At 70.2% G+C, this 20,070-nt stretch carries 21 protein-coding genes; 12 read left to right on the forward strand and 9 right to left on the reverse strand.

Annotation, left to right across the window (positions count from 1 at the left end; all coding sequences use genetic code 11):
- Positions 1 to 51 precede the first annotated feature (51 nt).
- The 3 genes from E4P42_RS20420 (at position 52) to E4P42_RS20430 (ending at position 4,478) form a co-directional block, all read left to right on the forward strand.
- Positions 52 to 2,781 carry an AAA family ATPase gene (locus tag E4P42_RS20420; protein ID WP_135127897.1) on the forward strand — a complete coding sequence of 910 codons (2,730 nt, stop codon included), beginning with the start codon at positions 52 to 54 and terminating at the stop codon, positions 2,779 to 2,781.
- Between the two features lie 102 nt (positions 2,782 to 2,883).
- Positions 2,884 to 3,960: an NAD(P)-dependent alcohol dehydrogenase gene (locus tag E4P42_RS20425; protein WP_135127898.1), complete on the forward strand. Its 1,077-nt coding sequence runs from the start codon at positions 2,884 to 2,886 to the stop codon at positions 3,958 to 3,960.
- 8 nt (positions 3,961 to 3,968) lie between these two features.
- On the forward strand, positions 3,969 to 4,478 hold the full coding sequence (locus tag E4P42_RS20430; RefSeq protein ID WP_135127899.1) for a nuclear transport factor 2 family protein: 510 nt from the start codon (positions 3,969 to 3,971) through the stop codon (positions 4,476 to 4,478).
- 22 nt (positions 4,479 to 4,500) lie between these two features.
- Here the strand turns inward: E4P42_RS20430 and E4P42_RS20435 are convergent, their stop codons facing one another.
- From E4P42_RS20435 to E4P42_RS20445, 3 genes are all read right to left on the reverse strand, one after another.
- Entirely contained in the window at positions 4,501 to 5,433 is a 933-nt protein-coding gene (locus E4P42_RS20435; protein WP_135127900.1) for a mechanosensitive ion channel family protein, read from the reverse strand.
- Positions 5,434 to 5,588: 155 nt separating this feature from the next.
- The gene (locus tag E4P42_RS20440; protein WP_245234139.1) at positions 5,589 to 5,954 is read right to left on the reverse strand and encodes a cupin domain-containing protein; all 366 of its coding nucleotides are present in this window, start codon (positions 5,952 to 5,954) and stop codon (positions 5,589 to 5,591) included.
- Between the two features lie 25 nt (positions 5,955 to 5,979).
- The gene (locus tag E4P42_RS20445) at positions 5,980 to 6,933 is read right to left on the reverse strand and encodes a GlxA family transcriptional regulator (RefSeq protein ID WP_135127901.1); all 954 of its coding nucleotides are present in this window, start codon (positions 6,931 to 6,933) and stop codon (positions 5,980 to 5,982) included.
- Between the two features lie 103 nt (positions 6,934 to 7,036).
- Here E4P42_RS20445 and E4P42_RS20450 point away from each other — a divergent pair, with 103 nt between their 5' ends.
- A complete protein-coding gene (locus tag E4P42_RS20450; protein ID WP_371287058.1) occupies positions 7,037 to 7,630 on the forward strand; it encodes a cysteine hydrolase family protein in 594 nt (197 codons plus the stop codon).
- An 18-nt stretch (positions 7,631 to 7,648) separates the two neighbouring features.
- Here E4P42_RS20450 and E4P42_RS20455 read toward each other — a convergent pair whose 3' ends face one another.
- The 3 genes from E4P42_RS20455 to E4P42_RS20465 all read right to left on the reverse strand — a co-directional run bounded on the left by E4P42_RS20455 (position 7,649) and on the right by E4P42_RS20465 (position 10,422).
- Entirely contained in the window at positions 7,649 to 7,963 is a 315-nt protein-coding gene (locus E4P42_RS20455; RefSeq protein WP_135127903.1) for a hypothetical protein, read from the reverse strand.
- A gap of 75 nt (positions 7,964 to 8,038) precedes the next feature.
- The gene (gene eat / locus E4P42_RS20460) at positions 8,039 to 9,442 is read right to left on the reverse strand and encodes an ethanolamine permease (protein WP_135127904.1); all 1,404 of its coding nucleotides are present in this window, start codon (positions 9,440 to 9,442) and stop codon (positions 8,039 to 8,041) included.
- Positions 9,443 to 9,504: 62 nt separating this feature from the next.
- Positions 9,505 to 10,422 (reverse strand): NAD(P)-dependent oxidoreductase, encoded by a 918-nt coding sequence (locus E4P42_RS20465; RefSeq protein ID WP_135127905.1) that lies wholly within the window; start codon positions 10,420 to 10,422, stop codon positions 9,505 to 9,507.
- Between the two features lie 138 nt (positions 10,423 to 10,560).
- Here E4P42_RS20465 and E4P42_RS20470 point away from each other — a divergent pair, with 138 nt between their 5' ends.
- The 3 genes from E4P42_RS20470 to E4P42_RS20480 are packed head-to-tail and all read left to right on the forward strand — an operon-like array spanning position 10,561 to position 13,082.
- The gene (locus E4P42_RS20470) at positions 10,561 to 11,988 is read left to right on the forward strand and encodes an NAD-dependent epimerase/dehydratase family protein (protein WP_135127906.1); all 1,428 of its coding nucleotides are present in this window, start codon (positions 10,561 to 10,563) and stop codon (positions 11,986 to 11,988) included.
- Entirely contained in the window at positions 11,981 to 12,865 is an 885-nt protein-coding gene (locus E4P42_RS20475) for an SDR family oxidoreductase (protein ID WP_135127907.1), read from the forward strand. Before E4P42_RS20470 ends, E4P42_RS20475 begins: the two co-directional genes overlap by 8 nt.
- Positions 12,858 to 13,082 (forward strand): hypothetical protein, encoded by a 225-nt coding sequence (locus E4P42_RS20480; RefSeq protein ID WP_135127908.1) that lies wholly within the window; start codon positions 12,858 to 12,860, stop codon positions 13,080 to 13,082. The genes E4P42_RS20475 and E4P42_RS20480 overlap by 8 nt, the downstream gene beginning before the upstream one ends.
- A gap of 2 nt (positions 13,083 to 13,084) precedes the next feature.
- Here the strand turns inward: E4P42_RS20480 and E4P42_RS20485 are convergent, their stop codons facing one another.
- Entirely contained in the window at positions 13,085 to 13,666 is a 582-nt protein-coding gene (locus tag E4P42_RS20485) for a TetR/AcrR family transcriptional regulator (protein WP_135127909.1), read from the reverse strand.
- Between the two features lie 18 nt (positions 13,667 to 13,684).
- Here E4P42_RS20485 and E4P42_RS20490 point away from each other — a divergent pair, with 18 nt between their 5' ends.
- Entirely contained in the window at positions 13,685 to 14,851 is a 1,167-nt protein-coding gene (locus tag E4P42_RS20490; protein ID WP_135127910.1) for a YbfB/YjiJ family MFS transporter, read from the forward strand.
- On the opposite strand, the gene E4P42_RS20495 is transcribed toward E4P42_RS20490, so the two are convergent.
- Positions 14,823 to 15,305 carry an SRPBCC domain-containing protein gene (locus tag E4P42_RS20495; RefSeq protein WP_135127911.1) on the reverse strand — a complete coding sequence of 161 codons (483 nt, stop codon included), beginning with the start codon at positions 15,303 to 15,305 and terminating at the stop codon, positions 14,823 to 14,825. The genes E4P42_RS20490 and E4P42_RS20495 overlap by 29 nt on opposite strands.
- A gap of 3 nt (positions 15,306 to 15,308) precedes the next feature.
- On the reverse strand, positions 15,309 to 15,647 hold the full coding sequence (locus E4P42_RS20500) for a helix-turn-helix transcriptional regulator (RefSeq protein WP_209305828.1): 339 nt from the start codon (positions 15,645 to 15,647) through the stop codon (positions 15,309 to 15,311).
- A 128-nt stretch (positions 15,648 to 15,775) separates the two neighbouring features.
- Here E4P42_RS20500 and E4P42_RS20505 point away from each other — a divergent pair, with 128 nt between their 5' ends.
- The 4 genes from E4P42_RS20505 (at position 15,776) to E4P42_RS20520 (ending at position 20,068) form a co-directional block, all read left to right on the forward strand.
- On the forward strand, positions 15,776 to 16,402 hold the full coding sequence (locus tag E4P42_RS20505) for a TetR/AcrR family transcriptional regulator (protein ID WP_209305829.1): 627 nt from the start codon (positions 15,776 to 15,778) through the stop codon (positions 16,400 to 16,402).
- Positions 16,403 to 16,418: 16 nt separating this feature from the next.
- Entirely contained in the window at positions 16,419 to 18,296 is a 1,878-nt protein-coding gene (locus E4P42_RS20510; RefSeq protein ID WP_135127913.1) for a S9 family peptidase, read from the forward strand.
- A 41-nt stretch (positions 18,297 to 18,337) separates the two neighbouring features.
- Entirely contained in the window at positions 18,338 to 18,940 is a 603-nt protein-coding gene (locus tag E4P42_RS20515; protein ID WP_135127932.1) for a DUF3159 domain-containing protein, read from the forward strand.
- Between the two features lie 114 nt (positions 18,941 to 19,054).
- Positions 19,055 to 20,068, forward strand: coding sequence for a TerC family protein (locus tag E4P42_RS20520; protein ID WP_135127914.1), 1,014 nt, complete (start codon positions 19,055 to 19,057; stop codon positions 20,066 to 20,068).
- Positions 20,069 to 20,070: the final 2 nt, after the last annotated feature.

Here is a 20,070-nt window from a genome sequence, read left to right on the forward strand (position 1 = left end):
GGGCCGTTGACGCCCTACGCTTCTCCCGGGGGCAGTGATCAAGGGGTCGTGATGGATCTGGTGGGCCGCCGGCACGAGTGCGAAACACTCGATGCGCTCCTGCACGGACTGCGCGCAGGCAGCAGCCAGGTTCTCGTGGTGCACGGCGAGGCCGGGGTCGGCAAGACCGCCTTACTGAGGTACGCCGCCGACCGGGCCGCCGACTGCGACGTCGTGCGGGTGGTGGGCGTCGAGGCGGAGCAGGACTTCGCCTTCGCGGCGCTCCACCAGCTCTGCGGCCCCGTCCTGGACGCCGTCGAGGCCCTGCCCCGCCCACAGGCCGACGCGCTGCGGATCGCGTTCGGCATCAGCCACGGTCCGCCGCCGGACCGGTTCCTGATCGGGCTGGCCGTGCTGGGTCTGCTCTCGGAGGTCGCGGCGACGCGCCCCCTGCTCTGCGTCGTCGACGACCACCAGTGGCTCGACCGGGCGTCGGCCCAGATCCTCACCTTTGTCGCCCGTCGCCTCGCCGCCGAACCGGTCGGCCTGCTCTTCGCCACCCGCACACTGGGTCCGGACTTCACCGGGCTGCCCCAGCTCGAGGTCACCGGCCTGGCCGACACCGACTCCCACCGGCTGCTCGACGCCGCGGTGCCCGGCCGGCTCGACGACCGGGTGCGCGATCAGATCATCGCCGAATGTCGCGGCAACCCGCTGGCCCTGCTCGAACTGCCGCGCGCCCTGACGCCCGCCCAGCTCGCCGGCGGTTTCGGGCTGCCCGCCCGGTTCGACAGCCCCGGCACCGCCGAGGAGACCCTGCGCGCGCGGGTCGCCGAGCTGCCGTATCAGACCCGCCGCCTGCTTGCGCTCGCCGCGGCCGAACCGGCCGGCGAACCGTCCGCGGTGTGGCGCGGCGCCGAGCTGCTCGGCATCAGGACATCCGTGGTCGCCCCCGCGGTGGATGCGGGCCTGGTCGAGCTCGACCAGCGAATCACGTTCCGCCACCCTCTGATCCGCTCACTGGCCTACCGGTCGGCGTCCACCCATGACCGGCGCGCGATCCACCGGGCACTCGCCACGGTCACCGACGCCGATCTCGAACCGGACCGACGGGCCTGGCATCTCGGCCACGCCGCCGCCGGACCGGACGAATCGGTGGCCGCCGAGCTGGAGCGCTGCGCCGCCCGCGCACAGAACCGGGGCGGACTCGCCGCGGCCGCCGCGTTCCTGCAGCGCGCCACCGCGCTGTCGGTGGACCAGGGCAGGCGCGCCGACCGGGCCATCGCGGCGGCCTCGGCGATGGCGCACTCCGGCGCCACCGGTGAGACCGCGGCCCTGCTGGGCGTCGCCGAAGCGCTGCCCCTCGACCCCGCACAGCAGGCCCGCGCCGACCTCGTCCGGGCCCAGCTGGCGTTCATCACCCACCGCGGCAATGACGCGGCGCCCCTGCTGCTGCAGGCCGCGGCGCGGTTCGAGGACATCGACGTCCGCATGGCCCGCGGCACGTATCTCGAGGCGCTGGCGGCGGCGCTGCTGGCCGGACGGCTGGCCCAGGGCTGCGATGTCCTCGACGTCGCGCGCGCAGCGGTCGGGGCGCCCCCGGCACCGGATCCGCCGCTGCCGATCGACCTACTGCTCGACGGGATGGCACGTAACCACCACGTCGGCTTCACCGACGGGCTGCCGTTGTTACGCGCCGCGCTCGCGGGATTCGGCGACGCCATGCCGCCGGAACAGGAACTGCGGTGGCTGTGGCTGGCCTGCGTCACCGCCGCGCACGTGTGGGACGAGCACCGCCTCGCCGCGATGTCGCGACGCTACGTCGAGTTGGCCCGGGAGATGGGGGCGCTGGGCGAGCTGCCGATGGCGCTCAACGCCCACTCGTATTCGCTGATGGTGTGCGGCGACTTCGACGCCGCCGACGCGCTGCTCGCGGAGTTCCACACGGTGCTCGATGCCACCGGCACCAGCAGCACGCCGCACACCGCCATCGGACTGGCGGGCTGGCGCGGCGATCGGCCCCACGCCGAGGTGCTGATCAAGGAGGCGATCGCCGGCGCCACCCGCCGCGGCGAAGGCGTCGGTCTCAACGTCGCGTACTGGGCGAACGCGCTGCTGCACAACGGATTGGGCGACTACCGGACCGCGCTGGACTGCAGTCGCCTGGGCATCGACGATCGGGGCGGGTGCACCTCGTCGACCTGGGCGATGATCGAGCAGATCGAGGCGGCCGCGCGACTCGGCGAACTGCAGACGGCCCGCGACACCCTCGCGCGGCTGGCCGCGATGACCACACCGAGCGGCACGGACTGGTCGCTGGGCATCGAGGCCCGCTGCCGCGCGTTGGTCAGCACCGACGCCGCAGCCGAGGATCACTACCGCGACGCGGTGGACCGGCTGTCCCGCACCGGGTTCCGGCCCGACCTGGCCCGGGCCCACCTGGTGTACGGCGAGTGGCTGCGGCGACGGCGGCGCCGCACCGAGGCACGGGCCCAACTGCGGACCGCATACACCATGTGCGAGGAGATCGGGTTGCAGGCGTTCGGCGAGCGGGCGCGCCGCGAACTGCTCGCCACCGGTGAGTCCGCCCGCAAGCGGTCCTCGCCCGCCGACGGCAGGCAGCTCACCGCGCAGGAGGCGCAGATCGCCCGGATGGCCCGCGACGGATTGTCGAATCCGGAGATCAGCGCCCGGCTGTTCATCAGCGCCCGCACGGTCCAGTACCACCTCAGCAAGGTCTTCGCCAAGCTCGGGATCCGGTCGCGCAGCCAGCTCGCGCACGTCCTCGACGACGCCCGGTGACCGACGCGGCGTCGACTGTGCAGTGGCGGATACGAACCACGCCGCGTTTCCCCAAGATGTGCGTGTAACGCCCCGCTGCGCGAGCACCCAGGAGGAACCGTCATGAAGATGCGGGCAGCCCGCATGTACGGCTACAAGCAGCCCCTGCGCCTCGAGGAGATCGACGTCCCCGCGATCGCCCCCGACGAGGTGCTGGTCAAGGTCGGCGCGGCGGGCATGTGCCGCACCGACTTCCAGCTGATCGACGGATATTTCGACACCGGCCTGCCGATGAACTTCCCCATCACTCCCGGCCACGAGATCGCGGGCTGGGTCGACCGGGTCGGCTCGGAGGTACCTGCGGCGGCGGGGTTGTCCGAGGGCGATCAGATCGTCGTCTACGGCAGTTGGGGTGACGGCGCCTGCCGCCAGTGCCACGGCGGTAACGAACAGCTGTGCGCCCACGGCGTCTGGGCCGGCTTCGGGCCACACGGCGGCTACGCCGAGTACCTGCCCGTCCCCTACCGGTACCTGATCAAGATGCCGTCCACCGGGGAGCTGTCCCCCGCGACGCTGGCCCCGCTCACCGACGCGGGCCTCACGCCGTACCGCGGCATCAAGAAGTTGCGGGAGTCGGGGCACCTGGCCGCCGGCGGCACGGTCGCCGTCAGCGGTGTGGGCGGCCTCGGCAGTTACGCGACCCAGTACGCGAAGCTGCTCGGCGCGGGGGCGGACGTGGTGGCGTTCGCCCGAAGCGAGGAGAAGCTCAAGATCGCCCTCGACAACGGCGCAGATCACGCGATCAACGTGCGCGACAAGGACGCCGCAGCCGTCGCCGCGGAGCTCGAGAGCCTCACCGGTAGGCCGGAGTTGGCCGCCGTCATCGAATGTGCCGGCTCCGAGGACGCCATCCGGCTGGCCTTCTCCCTGTTGGCCACCGAGGGCGCCGTCGCATCGGTCGGCCTGATCGGCAACCGCATCGACATCCCGCTGTTCCCGCTGGTGTCGCGGGAATTCACCTATTACGGATCGTTCTGGGGGAACTACAACGACCTCACCGAGGTGCTCGCGCTGGCCCGCGCCGGCCAGATCAAGCACACCGTCACACGGGTGCGCTTCGACGACGTCAACGACACGATCGACGCCATGGCGCGCGGCGACGTCCTCGGCCGCGCCGTCATCGTCTACGACGAGAAGTGAGCACGCACATGGCACTTCGCCGTCACCTGTCCACAGCGGCCCGCCTGGCGGGGGTCACGGTGGGGTTGATCCTGGCGCTGCCCGCGACCACCGCCCATGCCACCACCCACGATGACCTCGAAGCGCGCAACCTCGCCACCGTGCAGCGCGGCTTCCAGGCCTGGACCGACGGCACCGGCAGCCCCTACGACGTCCTCGCCGACGACGCGACGTGGGAGATCACCGGCAATTCACTGGCCGCCAGGACCTATACCGGAAAGGAGGATTTCCTCGCCAACGTCATCCGGCCCTTCAACGCCCGGATGTCGCAGCGGTTGACCCCCACCGTGCGGGACATGTACGCCGACGGTGACACGGTGGTGGCCGTGTTCGACGCGGAGGGCACCGCCACCGACGGCGTCCCCTACCGCAACACCTACTCGTGGATTCTGCAGCTGGCTGACGACCGGATCGTCCGGGCGACGGCGTTCTTCGATTCGATCGCCTTCGACGACCTGTGGCGCCGCGTGGCGCCCTGAGCCGCGGGTGCAGGGTCCGGCCTCACTCGCCGACTGCCGCAAAGGCCCGTCCGGTCGGATACGGCAGGTCGATGCCGTGTTCGTCGTAGGCCTGCAGGATCGCGCGACGGAGTCGGCGCTGCACCGCCCACTGGGCGTTCGGGCGGGTCTTGAGGGTCATGCGCAACGTCAACAGGTCGGGCGCCAACTCCTCCACACCCAACATCTCCGGCTCGCCCAGGACCTTCTCGGCCAGGGTCGGGTCGGTCAGCGCGGCTTCGGCCGCATCGGTGGCGACCCGTTCCGCGCGCGCCACATCGGCGGTCAGCGCGACCGGCACCTCGACGCGGGCGACCGCGTACTCCTGGCTCATGTTGCCGACGCGGGCGATCTCACCGTTGCGGACATACCAGAGGGTGCCGTCGATGTCGCGGACCGTCGTGATCCGCAACCCGACCGTCTGCACCTCGCCGACGGCCTCGCCGAGGTCGACCACATCGCCGACGCCGTACTGGTCCTCCAGCAGCATGAACACGCCGGTCACGAAATCGCGTACCAGGTTCTGCGCACCGAAGCCGATGGCCAGGCCGATGACACCGGCGGAGGCGATGAACGGCGCGATGTTGACCCCGACCACGTTGAGGACCGCCAGCGTGATCCAGATCAGCAGGACGATCGACACCGTCGACTTCAGCACCGAGCCGATGGTTTGTGCGCGCTGCAGTCGCCGCTCGGCGGTCTGGACGCTGCTCGCGGTGGCCGGCATGCGTTCACGCAGGTGGCTCAGCAGTTTCGGCTTCGCCGACGACGCCTCGCCGGGCTTCCGCCGCCGGCCGGTGGCCCGGTCGATCATCCGGTGCATGAAGTACCGCGCGATCAGCGCCACGATGATGTAGATCGCGATCCGCAGCGGAACCTCGATGAGCCAGTGCTTGTTCGTCTCCGTCCATTCGAAAGCCAGCATCCGCACATCCATGGCACCCGACCGTACGGATCATGACCGCGCCGTGTCGAGCGCCTTGGGGTTGCTCACATTGACGTTTCGGCGGCGCGCCGGTTGGGTAGCACGTGCGTCAATCGCGGTGCCGCAAGCGATTTCACAGGTCAGGCGCTTACGCGCGCGAAAAGGCCTCAGCCGTAGTAGTCGTTGCCGCGCGAGATCTCGACGAATGTGCAGGGCTCGTCGCCCACCGTCCAGGCATCGTGGCCCGGCGGCAGCAGCATCACGTCGCCGCTGGAGAACACGTCCTCCGAGCCGTCGGCCATCCGCACGCCGAGCGAGCCGCTGATCACGACCGCCACATGCGGCAGCTCGCACAACTCCGTGCCGGCGTGCGGTTTGAGGTCGGTCGACCACCGCGCACCCGCGTCGAACGTGACCTGCGTGGCGGCGACGCCCTCGAGATTCGCCGTCCGCTTCGCGATCAGCCCGTGTACATCGGCCGGGATGTCGGCGAATCGAGCCTTCTGCATCGCCGGGTGATAGTTCATCGTCATCACCCGATTGTCCGCGACGATGCGGCTAACCGGAATGCTCGGTGAAGCGCCGCCGGTACGCCGACGGCGTGGTCGCATACTCGGCGACGAAGTTCTGCCGGAGCGTGACGCTGCTGCCGAACCCGCACGCACCGGCGATCCGGTCGAGGTCCCACTCTGTGGTCTCCAGCAGCGCCCTGGCGTGGTGGAGCCGTTGCTCGACAAGCCATCGGGCCGGTGTCGTGCCGGTACTCTGCCGGAACTTCCGGACGAAACTGCGGCGGCTCATGTTGACCTGCGCGGCGAACTCGTCGACCGACAGCGGTTGGTCGAGGCGAGCGAGCGCCCACTGCAGCGCCCCGGTGATCGGATCAGTGGCCTCCGATTCGGCCAGCGGCCGCTCGATGTACTGCGCCTGTCCTCCCTCGCGGTGCGGCGCCACCACCAGGCTGCGGGCCACCCGGTTGGCCACGGCCGCGCCCAAATGTTTGCGCACGACATGTAACGACGCATCGATCGCCGACGCGGTTCCGGCAGCGGTCAGCACGTCCCCGTGGTCGATGTAGAGGACGTTGTTGTCGAGATGGACGTCGGTGTGCCGTTCGGCGAACAGCGACATGCCCTGCCAGTGGGTCACCGCGCTACGGCCCTCGAGCAATCCGCTGCCCGCCACGGCGAAGGCGCCCAGGCACAGACCGGCGATGGCGGCTCCGCGTCCATGGGCCCCGACGATCACGGTCTTCAGTTCGTCGGTGATCGGCGGCGTATCGACCGGCCAGGCCGGGATGATCACCAGATCGGCGGAGTCGAGGATGTCCGGCCCCGCCACCGGGCCGAGTGAATAGCCTTCGGCCGTCCGGATACTTCCCGGCCGGATCGACCACAGCTCGGTGGTCCAGTCGCCCGCTATTTCGAGCCGTCCGATCTCGTCGAACACCATCTGCGGCGCCGCCAGGTGGAACGTCGTCACGCCGTCGAAGGCGTAGATCGCGATGCGCACCGCCCTCCTCCTTGGCCTGGATCCAACGAAAGTATGCCTGCGTGCCACTGTTGCCCGCCACGCTTCGACGGCACGCTGGACCGGTCCGCATCGAAAGGAACGACTGATGAGCGAAACGCTTCGCACCCTGGCAGGGCTGCCCGCCACGCCGCCCAGCCTCAGGGACTCCGCCCTGATCATGATCGACTGTCAGGTCACCTACACCCGGGGCGAGATGGAACTCGAAGGTGTCCAGCCGGCGCTGGATCAGGCCGCGGCCCTGCTGGACCGGGCCCGCAGCGCGGGTATCCCGGTGATCCACATCCAGCACGACATGGGGCCCGGTTCGCTGTACGACATCCGCGGTGAATCCGGCGCGATCGTCGATCAGGTCGCGCCGCGTGGCGACGAACCCGTGGTCGTGAAGGGCTTCCCGAACTCGTTCGTCCAGACCGACCTCGACGAGCGACTCAAGGCCCTTGGCGCCACAAACCTGCTGCTGGCCGGCTTCATGACCCATATGTGCGTCAACTCGACCGCACGGGGCGCGTTCAATCTCGGTTACGCGCCGACGATCGTCGCCTCGACGACGGCCACCCGGCCGCTGCCCGCGGTGGACACGACCGTGCCCGCCGCGGCGATGCAGTCGGCCAGCCTGGCCGCGGTCGCCGACCTCTTCGCGATCGTCGTACCCGGGGTCGATTCCCTGCCCGACTGAGCGGGCCGATGACCGGCGTCACGCGCAGTTGAGCGACACCGAGATCGACCTGCTCCTGACGACGGGCACGGTGTCCCAGTCGATGCTGCCCTCGTCGTCCCTGCCGTCGTAGACCCGCACGCGCTCGATCACGGTCTGCGGATTGCGCACGCCGGTCACGACGCACTCCTCGATCGGCCGGCTGCCGACCCGGTCGATGTTCACCGTGTAACCCGCCTGCTGCAGGCGGGTGATGGTCTCCTGCGGTGTCTCGGCCTGTGCGGCGGCGGCCGGCCCGAACAGCACGGTCGCCAGCGAGACGATCGATGTCGCGAAAATCCATGTTGGACGCACGTCGCGCCCCTTTCAGGTCACACTTCGACCCGACCCATAGGTGTATCGCCGACTGCGGCTACTTCGTTTCGCGGATCAGGTGATGTCCTTCTCCGCGGCGGCCAGCGCGGCGAACTCCTCGTCGGGCGAGTTCGCCACCAGGTGGTGGCGGCTGTAGAACCCGAAGTAGGCCATGAACCCGGCGAAGACGACCAGGCACCAGGTGGCCGCGGTGCTGTCCACGAGGAACGTCGCGACCACCGCCAAAGCTGCGATCACCAGCGCGAAGCTGGTGGTGACGATGCCGCCCGGGGTGCGGTACGGGCGCGGCATGTCGGGTTCGCGGACCCGCAGCGTGATGTGGCTGACCATCATCAGCACGTAGGACACGGCGGCGCCGAACACCGCCATGTTGAGCAGCATCGCGCCCTGCCCGGTCAGCGACAGGATGAAGCCGATGATGCCCGGGACGACCAGGGCCAGCGTCGGCGCCTTGCGGGAGTTGACCACCGACAACCGCTTCGGCAGGTACCCGGCGCGCGACAGCGCGAACAGCTGACGCGAGTAGGCGTAGATGATCGAGAAGAAGCTGGCGATCAGCCCGGCCAGGCCGATGTAGTTGACCACCTTGGCCATGGTGGTGTCACCGAGCGCCTCCACCAGCGGGTTGCCCGACGCGCTGATCAATTCCGCACCGCCCGAACCGGCGGCCAGGACCAGCACGGATGCCCCGGTGATCAGCAGCACGCCCATGGCGGCGAGGATTCCGCGGGGGACGTTGCGGGACGGGTCTTTGGCCTCCTCGGCGGCCAGCGGCACCCCCTCGATGGCCAGGAAGAACCAGATCGCGAACGGCACCGCCGCCCAGATCCCGAGGTAGCCGAACGGCAGGAACGAGGAGGCGCCCGCGGCGTCGGTGGGCGCGATGTCGGTCAGGTTGGCGGCATCGAAGCTGCCGATCGCCGCGATCGCGAAGATCACCAGACCGGCCAGGGCGATCGCGGTGATGACGAACATGACCTTGAGCGCTTCACCGACACCGCTGAGGTGAATGCCGATGAACAGCAGGTACACCGCCAGGTACACCCACCAGCCGTCGGTGATGCCGAACAGCCCGAGCGATTCGACGTAGGCGCCGATGAAGGTCGCGATCGCGGCCGGCGCGATCGCGTACTCGATGAGGATCGCCGTGCCGGTCGCGAATCCGCCCCACGGGCCCAGCGCGCGGCGGGCGAAGGTGTAGCCGCCGCCGGCGGCGGGCAGTGCCGACGACATCTCGGCCATGCCCAGCACCATGGCCAGGTACATGCCGGCGATGATGACGCCCGCGATCAGCAGACCGCCGAAGCCGCCCTCGGCCAGTCCGAAGTTCCACCCCGAGTAGTCACCGGAGATCACGTAGCCGACGCCGAGGCCGGCGAGCAGGAGCCAGCCCGCGGTGCCCTGCTTGAGCGTGCGCTTGGCGAGATATTCGCTGGATTCGCTATGCGATACGTCCACGCGTCGAGGCTAGATCGACCGCGAGGTCACTGCGGCGGTTCGCGAATCCCGGTCTGAAACTGTTACTTCGCCGCGCGCAGCCCGGCCCGCAGCTCGTCGAGCGCCTCGGCCAGTTCGACCGCAGGCGTCCACCCCCAGCCGCGGGCACGGTCGGCGACGATCTGCCCGGTCCAGGCCGGTTCGTCCAGCCACACCGGCGCGAAACCCAGCGCGTCGGCGACCGTGGTGACGTAGTCCCGCTGGGTGGCCGGACCACCGGCGACGTTGACCGCCGTGCAGCCGCCGTCGGCCGGGCCGCGGCCAAGATCGGTCGCCGTGGCGATCCGCCCGGTCGCGAGGTCGGCCAACAGCGCGGCGAGGTCGTCCACGTGCACCCACGCGAACGTCTTCTGTGCCGGGGCAGTGCGGGCGGACTCGTCGGCGGCCATGGCGGCGGGACGCAGGGTGTTCCAGATCGACGTCTCGCCCGGCCCGAGGATGGCGGGCGGGCGCACCAACACGCGGGTCAGGCCGTCCACCGCGGCCAGCGCCGCGTCGGTGTCGCGTTTGGTGACGGGATAGTCACCGCCGTCGTCGCCGACGAGCGCGGCCGATTCGTCGACGTCACCGATCCCGGGCGAGCGGTCGTAGACCCCCGCGGTCGACATGTGCACCAGGCGTCCGACGCCCGCGTCGCGGGCCGCCCGCGCCAGCGCCGGGGTGCCCTCGACGGCCACCCGGTGCTGGGTGCGCCGGTCCGAGCCCATCGGGTGCACGGTCGTGACCACCGCGGCCGCCCCGTCGACCACCGCGGCCGCGACATCCGCGTCGCCGAACTCGCCCACCCACTCCTCGACACCGTCGGTCGCCGGCGCGGCCCCCGCCCGGCGGACCAGGGCGCGCACGCGCGCCCCGCGTTCGGCGAGCGCGGTGCAGGTGCGCGCGCCGACGAACCCGTTCGCTCCGGTGACGACGACGGTGGGTGCCTGTGCATCGGTCATCTCCCCACCATGCCAGCGCGCCGGCGGACGTCACGTCTTCGACAGTTTCGCGTCGTTTCCGCCGAGCCGGCCCGGGTATGCCCGGCCGATGCGCAGCACCGCCGGTCACCGGTTCCCCGCCTCCCCCCCATCGCGCTCATGAGCGCCGACGTACGGCGCATCGTCGTCACCGGCGCCTCGGGCAACGTCGGGACGGGCGTGCTGCGGGCGCTCGCCGCACAGCTCCCCGACGCCGAGGTCGTCGGGGTGTGCCGGCGCCCACCGACACACGGTGAGGTCTACGCGCGCGTCCGCTGGCACGCCGTCGACCTGTCCTCCCCGGCCGCGGCCACCGAGCTCGCGCCGGCGCTGGCCGGAGCCGACGTGGTCGTGCACCTGGCCCTGGCGATCCAGCCGGTGGCCGACGAGGACTACCTGTACCGCGCGAATGTGCTCGGCACCCAGGCACTCCTCGACGCCATGGTCGCGGCGGGGGTCGGGCACCTGGTGTACGCGTCGAGCCTGGGGATCTACGCGCCGGGCCCGGCACCGGGACCCGTGAAGGAGGACTGGCCCGACACCGGACAGGCCACCTCCACCTACAGCCGCCACAAGGTGCAGGTGGAGCGCATGCTGGACCGGTTCGTCGCCGACCGCCCCGACGTGGTGGTCGGCCGCTTCCGGCCGACGGTTGTGGTACAGCGGCAAGCCGCCTGGATGATCAAGGCGCTGTATCTGGGCCCCTTGGTGCCGCGCGCCGCGTTGCGCGCACTCCGCAGGCGCCTGGTGCCGGTGGTCCCACTGCCGCAGGGGCTGGCGCTGCAGTTCGTCCACGCCGACGACGTCGGCGACGCCGTGGTCAAGCTCATTACGCGCCGGGTGGCGGGGTCGTTCAACATCGCCGCCGACGTGCTCGACGCGCAGGCACTGGCCGCGCTGGTGGGCGGACGGCCCGTCGGTGTGAGTCGGCGGGCGTTCCGGTCGGCCGTCAGCGCGCTGTACCGGATGCGGCTGCTGGCCCTCACCCCCGGTTGGTATGACGTGGCCACCGCCACCCCGGTGATGGACACCACCAAGGCGCGTCGCGACCTGGGGTGGATCCCCGCCCGGTCGTCGACGGAGAGTGCGCGCGAACTCATCGAAGGCCTCGCCGAGGGCACGGTGGGGCTCAGTGCGGCCACCGGCTATGGCAGTGCGCCCTCACGCGACGTACGGGGGGTGGCCCAGCGCGTGCACGACGTCAGCCTGCTGCTGTGGAGCGCCGCCGCACTGGCCCGCGCGGTCGGCGTCGGGCGGGCCGGTGCGGTCGACGCCGCGGTGATCGCCACCAACCTCGCCGCGGGCACCCCGATGGCGCTCGACCGGGTGCGCCAGAAACGCCGGGACCCCGTCGCGCTCGTGGCGCCGGTCGCGGTTCTCGCTTCGCTGGGTGCCAGCCTGCGCGGGGGTTGGGCCCCGGTGGCGGCGACCGCGGTGCTGCGTCTGCTCAACACCGTCGAGCACAACCGGCAGGTTCGCGAACTTCTGCCGCAGGAGGCGGACGCGCCCACGCAGATCGCCGAGGCCGGGGTGCCGAGCCGTGGCTGACGGCCACGCGCCCGTCGTGGTGGTGACCGGCGCGTCGTCGGGCATCGGCCGGGAGACCGCGCTGGGCTACGCCGCCCGGGGGGCGTGTGTGGTGGTGGCATCGCGCTCGGAGGAGACCCTGCAGGAGGTGGCGCAGGAGTGCCGGTCGGCGGGCGCGACCGGGGTGCTGGTGCAGCCCACCGACATCGCCGACGCCGATCAGGTGCAGCAGTTGTTCGATGCGGCGATCGGACGGTTCGGGCGGGTGGACGTCGCGGCGCAGTGCGCGGCGATCACCGCCTTCGGCCGGTTCGAGGAGATTCCCGTCGAGGTGTTCGACAGCATCGTGCGCACCAACCTGCTGGGCGCGGCGAACGTGGCGCGCAGCGCGCTGGCCCACTTCCAGGCGACCGGGAGCGGTCACCTGGTGTTGATCGGCTCACTGCTGGGCGCGGTGGCGGTGCCGTATCAATCCGCCTATGTGGTCAGCAAATTCGGGTTGAACGGCCTGGTTCGCCTGTTGCGGCAGGAGAACCGGCACCTGCCCGGCGTCCGCGTGCACGGCGTGTACCCGGGGCCGGTCGACACCCCGGTGTACGGAACCGCGGGCAACTACACCGGACAGACTCCCCGCGTCCCGCCGACGGCGGTCTCCCCGGAGACGATCGTCGCGGCGATTCTGCGGGCCACCGACCGGACCCGCTCCTCCGAACGGCAGGTCGGCTGGATGAACCGCCCGGCGATCGCCGCCTACCGGATGCTGCCCGCCGTCTACGACGCGGTGATCGGGCCGTTCCTGCGCATGGTCGCGTTTGCACCGGGCACTGCGGAAGCCTCGGCGGGCAACGTCTTCGAGGCGCCCGCTCGGCAACACGATACGGTTGGCGGCCATGGCTGACGATATGTGGACCGTGCAGATCGGCGAACTGGACGATCCGGACAACCCCGGCGTGCCGCCGGTGCCCGATACCGTCTACGACGGCGACGAGGCCGGCGCGCGGGCCGCGTACGACGAATACTCGGGTAAGGCCGAACGCGAGGGCTACACCTACGTCATGCTGCGCCACCTCGGCGACGTGGTGGAACTCTGGGGCACGCCACCGGCGGTCGGGTAGCCCTACGACGCCCGCTCGGGCGTGTGGCGCGCGATGACGTACTCGGCCACCCGCCGGCCCCGTCCGATCGGGTCGGGTTCCACCCCGACGGCCATCGCGGCGAGCATGCCGTCGTAGACGAGGGCGAGATCGCTTGCCGCGCAGTCAGGGTCACGCAGCCCGGCATCCTGGGCGAGCTCGGCGAGCCGGGCGATGACATGGCGTTTGTGCTCCGCGGCGGCGGCAGCGCCGGCATGGCCGGGCGGTAGTTGCGCCGCGGCCGCCACGTGCGCGCAGCCCCGGCCCAGGCCGGCCCGCCGGGCCCAGTCCTGCGTCGCGGTGAAGATCGCCAGCAGGCGATCAACGGGGTCGGTGGCCGCCGCGACGTGGGTGTCCCACAACGCGCGGAAGCGTTGGTCGCGGTCGGTGAGGTACGCGGCGACGAGGTCGTCCTTGCCGCGGAAGTTCTTGTACAGCGATCCGGTCGCCACGCCCGCCTCGGCGATGACGGCGTCGACACCGGTGGCCGCGATGCCGTTCTCGTAGAACAGCCCGTCGGCCGCGCGCAGCAGCCGTTCGCGGGCTGGTTGCCTATTCGGTGCCATGCTGCCAGCATAGGTTGAGTGCAACGATCGTTCTACTCCCTCGTCGCGTCCGGCACTGTGCTCATCGCGTGCTGCTACGGATTCGCCCGGTTCGGGTACGGGCTGTTCACGCCGGTGCTCGCCGAGGAGTTCGGCCTCGGTTCCGCCCTCGTCGGCGCGATGGCAGCAGGCGGTTACGTCGGCTACTGCGTGGCGATCGCGGTGAGCGCCGGTCTGACCGGCCGCTTCGGCCCGCGTCCGGTGGCGATCGGGGCCGGCGCCGTCGCGGCGGCCGGCATGACCGTGGTCGCGCTCGCTCCGACCGCGTGGCTGCTGGCGGCCGGCGTCCTGGTGGCGGGCACCAGCACGGGTATCGCATCGCCGCCCCTGGCCGAGGCGATCTCGCAGCGGATGTCGGGCGCCGTCGCCGACCGCGCCCAGACCATCGTCAACGCCGGAACCGGCATCGGCGTACTGATTTCCGGGCCGATCGCATTCGCGCTGTTCGACCAGTGGCGACTCGCCTGGGGGCTCTACGCCGGACTGGCGGTGGCCGCGACCGCGTGGGTGGCCGTCAGCGTCGACGGCGCATCGACGTCGACTGCGCGCATGGCGCCGGACAACCGGTGGCGCCCCGGCACCGCTGCGCTGGCGGCCGCGTCAGCACTGACCGGCCTCGGCAGCATCGCGGTGTGGAGTTTCGGCCGTGACCTGATCAGCACCGCTGGTGCGAGCCTGGCCGTCGCATCCCTCGCCTGGACCGTCCTGGGCGCCGCGGGCATTGCCGGCGCACTCGGCGGCGACCTCGTGAACCGCATCGGACTTCGGCGCGCCTGGGTGGTCGCGACGTTGGCGATGTCTGGCGCGACCGCCCTCCTTGCGCTCGCCCCATCGCACCTGTTCGCGATCGTCCTGTCGGTCAGCATCTTCGGCGCGGCGTACATCGGCCTCACCGGACTGTTGCTGGTGTGGAGCACCCAGGTCTATCCGGACTCGACGTCGTTCGGGGTCGGCCTGTCGTTCTTCATGCTCGCGATCGGACAGGCGGTCGGCGCCCCCGCCGCGGGCGCATTGATCGACACCCATGGCGCGACAACCGCATTCGTCCTGTTCGCATCCGTCGGCGCCGGGGCCGCACTCGTCCGAAGCGACCGCACCCTCGTGGCGAGCGGCGGGGTCAGGCGATCAGGTCGTCGATCTGGTTGATCGCCGACGAGGCGCCCTCGACCACACCCATGTCCAGCACCTGCTGCAGCGCCTCGGCCGACTCGTAGGTGCTGACATACGTTGCGCGGGTGCCGCCGTCGTGTTCGGCGAAGGCGAACTCGTTCTTCGACACAGGCATTTCGGGCTGCGGGTTGAAATCCACGTCGGCGAAACCGTCGAGGAACGAGAAGCCGTTGGGCTCGTCGACGGTCTCGATCTGCCAGTAGCCGGCGTGCTTGTCGCCCTCCGGGCCGGTCATGAAGTACGTGACGCGACCGCCCGGTGTCAGGTCGTGGTCGACGACGGTGGCCGGATACGTCGGCGGGCCCCAGATCTTCTCGAGCTGCCGCGGATCCGCGTAGACCTGCCAGATCCGCGCCACCGGCGCGGCGAAGTCGGCGGTGATCGTGAGGGTCAGGGTGTCGAGATCGTGCGTGACGTCGGTGACGGGCATGGTTCAGTCCTCCTGGGTGGAATCGAATGAGATGAGCTCGTCGATGCGTGCGATGCGCCCACGCCAGACCTGTTCCAGCTCGGTGAGCATCGCTGCCACCGACCGCACCGCCGACACGTCGCCACTGGCCAACTGCTCACGACCGTTGCGTCGCTTGGTGAGCAGGCCGGCTTTCTCGAGCACGGCGACGTGCTTTTGCACTGCGGCGAAACTCATCTCGTACTTCGCCGCGAGTGCGGAGACCGAGTGCTCCCCGGCCAGCACCCGCCGCATGATGTCCCGGCGGGTGCGGTCGGACAGCGCGTGGAACAGGGCGTCCGCCCGGTCCTCGTCATCGGCCACGTAATAAACATACAACCGTCCGGTTGTAGGTTGTCAAGACCCTTCGTCACTTGACCGAGCTGTCACTTAGTGACACAGTGTGGATGTCACTAAGTGACAGGAAGGTGAACCGATCCGTGGCCCGCAACATGCACAACGCGACGAATGACCGGCAGGCGCAGGCGCGCCTGCAGGTGTCGCGCCACGCGTGCACCCTGTTCTGGGAGCACGGGGTGTCGTCGACGAGCGGTGATGACATCGCCGCCGCGGCAGGGCTTTCGACGCGCACGATCTGGCGCTACTTCCGCACCAAGGAGAGCTGCGTGGAGCCGGTCCTGGCGGCGTCGGCGCAGCGGTTCATCGCTCTGGCACACCGGTGGCCGGCCGAACTGTCGCTCGCCGACCACATGGCCGGCGACATGGCCGAACATCCGCTCACCCAGCAGGAGATCGCCGACGAGGTCAGCGCTCTGCGCATCCTGACGCTCTCGGCGACGGAGCCGGCGCTGCGCACGGCGTACCTGATGGTGCACGACGCGATGGAGCGTGACTTCGTCCCGATCGTGGCGCGCCGGCTGCAACTACCCGCCGACGACCTCACCGTTCGCCTCTGCGCGGCGGCGGTCGCCGGGGCGTTTCGCGTCGTCGACGAGGACGTCGGCCGGCGCGTCATCCTCGAGAGGGAGAGGGTCTCTCAGCAGGAAGCCCTGGCGCTCGTCGACCGCGCCATCCGGGACGCCACCAACGGCCGCCTCGGTGGCCCCGCCACCCACTGAACTCGAAAGGACCGTCATGGCACTGCCCGAACTGATTCCGGTGGAGGACTTCTTCAGCCCACCCACCCGTGCGGCCGCGACCATCTCGCCCGACGGCACCAAGCTCGCCTTCCTCGCTCCGTGGAAGAACCGCCTCAACGTGTGGGTCGAGGCACTCGACGGATCCGGTGGGGCCCGCTGCGTGACCGCAGACGACAACCGCAGCGTCATGCATTTCGAATGGACCGACGACCCGCGTTGGCTGATCTACCTGCAGGACAACAACGGCGACGAGAACTGGCACGTCTACCGCGTCGACCTCGACGATCCGGACGCCGCCGTCGTCGACCTCACCCCGTTCCCGGGGGCGATGGCCGTACCCGTCCGCGAGGTGAAGAACGGCACGACGACCGTCATGCTCAACAACAGGGACGCCACGCTGTTCGACGTCTACGACCTCGACATCGCCACCGGTGCGCTCACGCTGATCGCGGAGAATCCCGGACACGTCAGCGGCTGGCTGGCCGGCGACACCGGGGCGCTGTTCGCCACCGCGCTGACCCCCGCCGGTGACCTCGAACTGTCGCGGTGGGACGGCGCAACCGGAAGCCTCTCTCGCATCGGCGTATTCGACGGCAGCGACTACCCCTTGGGCATCTTCCCGATCGTGATCACCCCGGACGGTACGGGCGTGTGGATGGGCTCCAACCGCGACACCGATCGCACCCGCCTGGTGCGCGTCGACCTGGCCACGGGTGAGGAGACCGAGGTCGACAGTCACCCCGAGTTCGACGTCGACCCGCGCGGGAGTGTGAGCCCCATCCTGCCCGCGCCGCTCATCCAGGACCGGCGGACCGGGGAACTGCTCGGCGTGCGCTACTACGGTGAGCGGCAGGAGATTCGCGCCCTGGACCCGACGTTCGCCGACGTGCTGGCCAACCTGGAGAAGCTCTCCGACGGTGACCTCGGGCGGCTGTCGTCCGACGAGTCCGGCCGGCGCTGGGTGGTCGGCTTCAACCATGACCGGGACCCGGGCGCCACGTACCTCTACGACCACGACACCGGCGAGAGCCGCCTGCTGTTCCGCCCCCTGCCGCACCTCGATCCCGAGGCGTTGGCACCGATGCGGCCGGTCACGATCACCTCGCGCGACGGCCTGGAGCTGCAGTCGTACCTGACCCTGCCGGTCGGGGTCGAACCGAAGAACCTTCCGCTGGTCCTCACGGTCCACGGCGGGCCGTGGTACCGCGACAGCTGGGGCTTCGACGCCGGGGTCCAGATGCTCGCCAATCGCGGATACGCGGTGCTGCAGGTCAACTTCCGCGGCTCGCTCGGATTCGGCAAGGCGTTCCTCAAGGCGGCGGTCGGCGAGTTCGCGGGCAAGATGCACGACGACCTCATCGACGGCGTGAACTGGGCGGTCGAGCAGGGCTATGCCGACCCGGACCGCGTCGCGATCTTCGGCGGCTCGTACGGCGGATACGCCACCCTGGTGGGCGTCACGTTCACCCCCGACGTCTTCGCCGCCGCCGTCGACTACGTCGGCATCTCGGATCTGGCCAACTTCATGCGGACGCTGCCGCCGATCGCGCGTCCGCATCTCGCCAACAACTGGCACACCTACGTCGGTGACCCCGACGATCCCCAGCAGTTGGCCGACATGATGGCCCGCTCGCCCATCACCCGGGTGGATCAGATCCGCACACCGCTGCTGACCATCCAGGGTGCCAACGACGTTCGGGTGGTGCAGGCCGAGTCCGACAACCTCGTCAATGCGCTGCGCGCCCGCGGTGTGGAGGTCGAGTACCTCGTCCAAACGACCGAAGGCCACGGCGCCGTCAACCCCGAGAACGTCATCGAGATGTACACCACGATCGAGCGGTTCTTCGCGCGGCACCTCGGGGGCCGGGCGTGACCGGCGCCGACGCACCGGCCAGACCCACACCGCTGGCGCAGATGGGCGGCGTGGCCGGGCTGGTCTACGCCGGTCTGCCGAGCGTGGTGTTCGTCGTGGCCGACGCGGTCGCCGGGCTCAACACCGCGGTCACGCTGGCCGTGGGGGCGGGGGCGGGCATCGCCGGGTGGCGGCTGCTGCGCAGGGCGCCGCTGCAGCCGGCGCTGTCCGGACTGCTGGGCGTGGCGATCGCCGCGTTCATCGCCTACCAGACGGGTGAGGCCAAGGACTACTTCCTGATCGGCATCTGGATGAGCCTGGTGCTGGCGGTGGTGTTCTTCGCCTCGGTGCTGCTGCGCCGGCCGCTGGTCGGCGTGATCTGGAGTGCGCTCAGTGCCGGCGGCTCGGCCTGGCGGGCGCACCGGCGCGCACGGCTCGCCTTCGACCTCGCGACGCTGGCCCTGGTCGCCGTCTTCGCCGCCCGCTTCGCCGTGCAGAACTGGTTGTACGGCGAGGACGCGACCGGATGGCTGGCGTTCGCGCGGATCGCGATGGGCTATCCGCTGGCGGCGGTCGCCCTGGTGGTGGTCGTGTGGGCGGTGCGCCGGTCGAACCGGCTGCCCGCCGCCGCGGCCGCCGGACGTGAGCTGCGTCCCAATTCGTGACGGGCACACGGGGAAACACCAGCTCAGTGGGTATCGCGCCGGACTCCACTCCGCGGCGTCTGGTAACCAGGAAAGTGCACACGGCCACCTACTCACAAGGCGGGGACCAGACAGTTGCTCGAGATCAGCGGGTTGACCTGGGGTGTGACGATCGGCGTGATCGTCGCCCTGCTGGCAGTGGATCTCATCCTGGCCGCGGCGCGGCCGCACCGGGTCGGCTTCCGGGAGGCCACCGCGTGGTCGGTCTTCTACATCCTGGTCGCGGTCGGGTTCGGCGTGTGGTTCGCGACGACCTACGGCGGTGACTTCGGCACACAGTATTTCGCCGGCTACATCGTCGAGAAGAGCCTGTCGGTCGACAACCTGTTCGTGTTCGTGATCATCATGGCCACGTTCGCGGTGCCCGAGGAACACCAGCACAAGGTGCTGACCTTCGGCATCATCCTGGCGCTCATCATGCGCGCGATCTTCATCGCCGTGGGCGCGACGCTGCTGTCGCTGTTCTCGTTCATGTTCCTGCTGTTCGGACTGCTGCTGATCTACACCGCCGTGCAGCTGTTCCGGCACCGCGACGAGGATCCCGATGTCGAGAACAACATGATGATCCGCGCGACCCGCCGCTTCGTGCCGATCAGTGACGACTACGACGGCGGAAAGCTCTTCACTCACACCGGCGGCCGTCGCGTGGCCACCCCGCTGCTCGCGGTGCTGATCGCCATCGGCAGCGTCGACCTGCTGTTCGCGCTCGACTCGATCCCGGCCGTCTTCGGTGTCACGAGCGAGCCTTACATCGTGTTCGCCGCGAACGCCTTTGCGCTGTTGGGTCTGCGCGCACTGTTCTTCCTGGTCAAGGGTCTGCTGGACCGGCTGGTGTACCTGTCCACCGGACTGTCGATCATCCTGGCCTTCATCGGCATCAAGCTGATCCTGCACTGGGGTCACGTCGACATCAGCCCGCAGATTCCCGAGATCGACACCTACCTGAGCCTGGGCGTCATCATCTCGATCCTGGTGGTCGTCACGGTCGCCAGCCTGATCAAGACCCGCCGCGACCCGACCGCGAAGGCCCACCCGGGCTCACTGCGGGCCGCTCCGCCACGCGACAAACGCTCCGACACAGCCGGATAGCG

The organism is Mycobacterium sp. PS03-16 (assembly GCF_004570325.1).
GTDB lineage: Bacteria > Actinomycetota > Actinomycetes > Mycobacteriales > Mycobacteriaceae > Mycobacterium.

Bases quoted from the DNA above. Each gene is read 5' to 3' on its own strand.
- E4P42_RS20480 (WP_135127908.1), top strand. From the start codon at position 12,858: ATGGCTGACGATATGTGGACCGTGCAGATCGGCGAACTGGACGATCCG.
- E4P42_RS20465 (WP_135127905.1), bottom strand. From the start codon at position 10,422: ATGACCGATGCACAGGCACCCACCGTCGTCGTCACCGGAGCGAACGGG.
- E4P42_RS20505 (WP_209305829.1), top strand. From the start codon at position 15,776: ATGCACAACGCGACGAATGACCGGCAGGCGCAGGCGCGCCTGCAGGTG.
- E4P42_RS20515 (WP_135127932.1), top strand. From the start codon at position 18,338: ATGGGCGGCGTGGCCGGGCTGGTCTACGCCGGTCTGCCGAGCGTGGTG.
- E4P42_RS20470 (WP_135127906.1), top strand. From the start codon at position 10,561: ATGAGCGCCGACGTACGGCGCATCGTCGTCACCGGCGCCTCGGGCAAC.
- E4P42_RS20485 (WP_135127909.1), bottom strand. From the start codon at position 13,666: ATGGCACCGAATAGGCAACCAGCCCGCGAACGGCTGCTGCGCGCGGCC.
- E4P42_RS20495 (WP_135127911.1), bottom strand. From the start codon at position 15,305: ATGCCCGTCACCGACGTCACGCACGATCTCGACACCCTGACCCTCACG.
- E4P42_RS20425 (WP_135127898.1), top strand. From the start codon at position 2,884: ATGAAGATGCGGGCAGCCCGCATGTACGGCTACAAGCAGCCCCTGCGC.
- E4P42_RS20430 (WP_135127899.1), top strand. From the start codon at position 3,969: ATGGCACTTCGCCGTCACCTGTCCACAGCGGCCCGCCTGGCGGGGGTC.
- E4P42_RS20435 (WP_135127900.1), bottom strand. From the start codon at position 5,433: ATGGATGTGCGGATGCTGGCTTTCGAATGGACGGAGACGAACAAGCAC.
- E4P42_RS20420 (WP_135127897.1), top strand. From the start codon at position 52: ATGGATCTGGTGGGCCGCCGGCACGAGTGCGAAACACTCGATGCGCTC.
- E4P42_RS20440 (WP_245234139.1), bottom strand. From the start codon at position 5,954: ATGACGATGAACTATCACCCGGCGATGCAGAAGGCTCGATTCGCCGAC.
- E4P42_RS20510 (WP_135127913.1), top strand. From the start codon at position 16,419: ATGGCACTGCCCGAACTGATTCCGGTGGAGGACTTCTTCAGCCCACCC.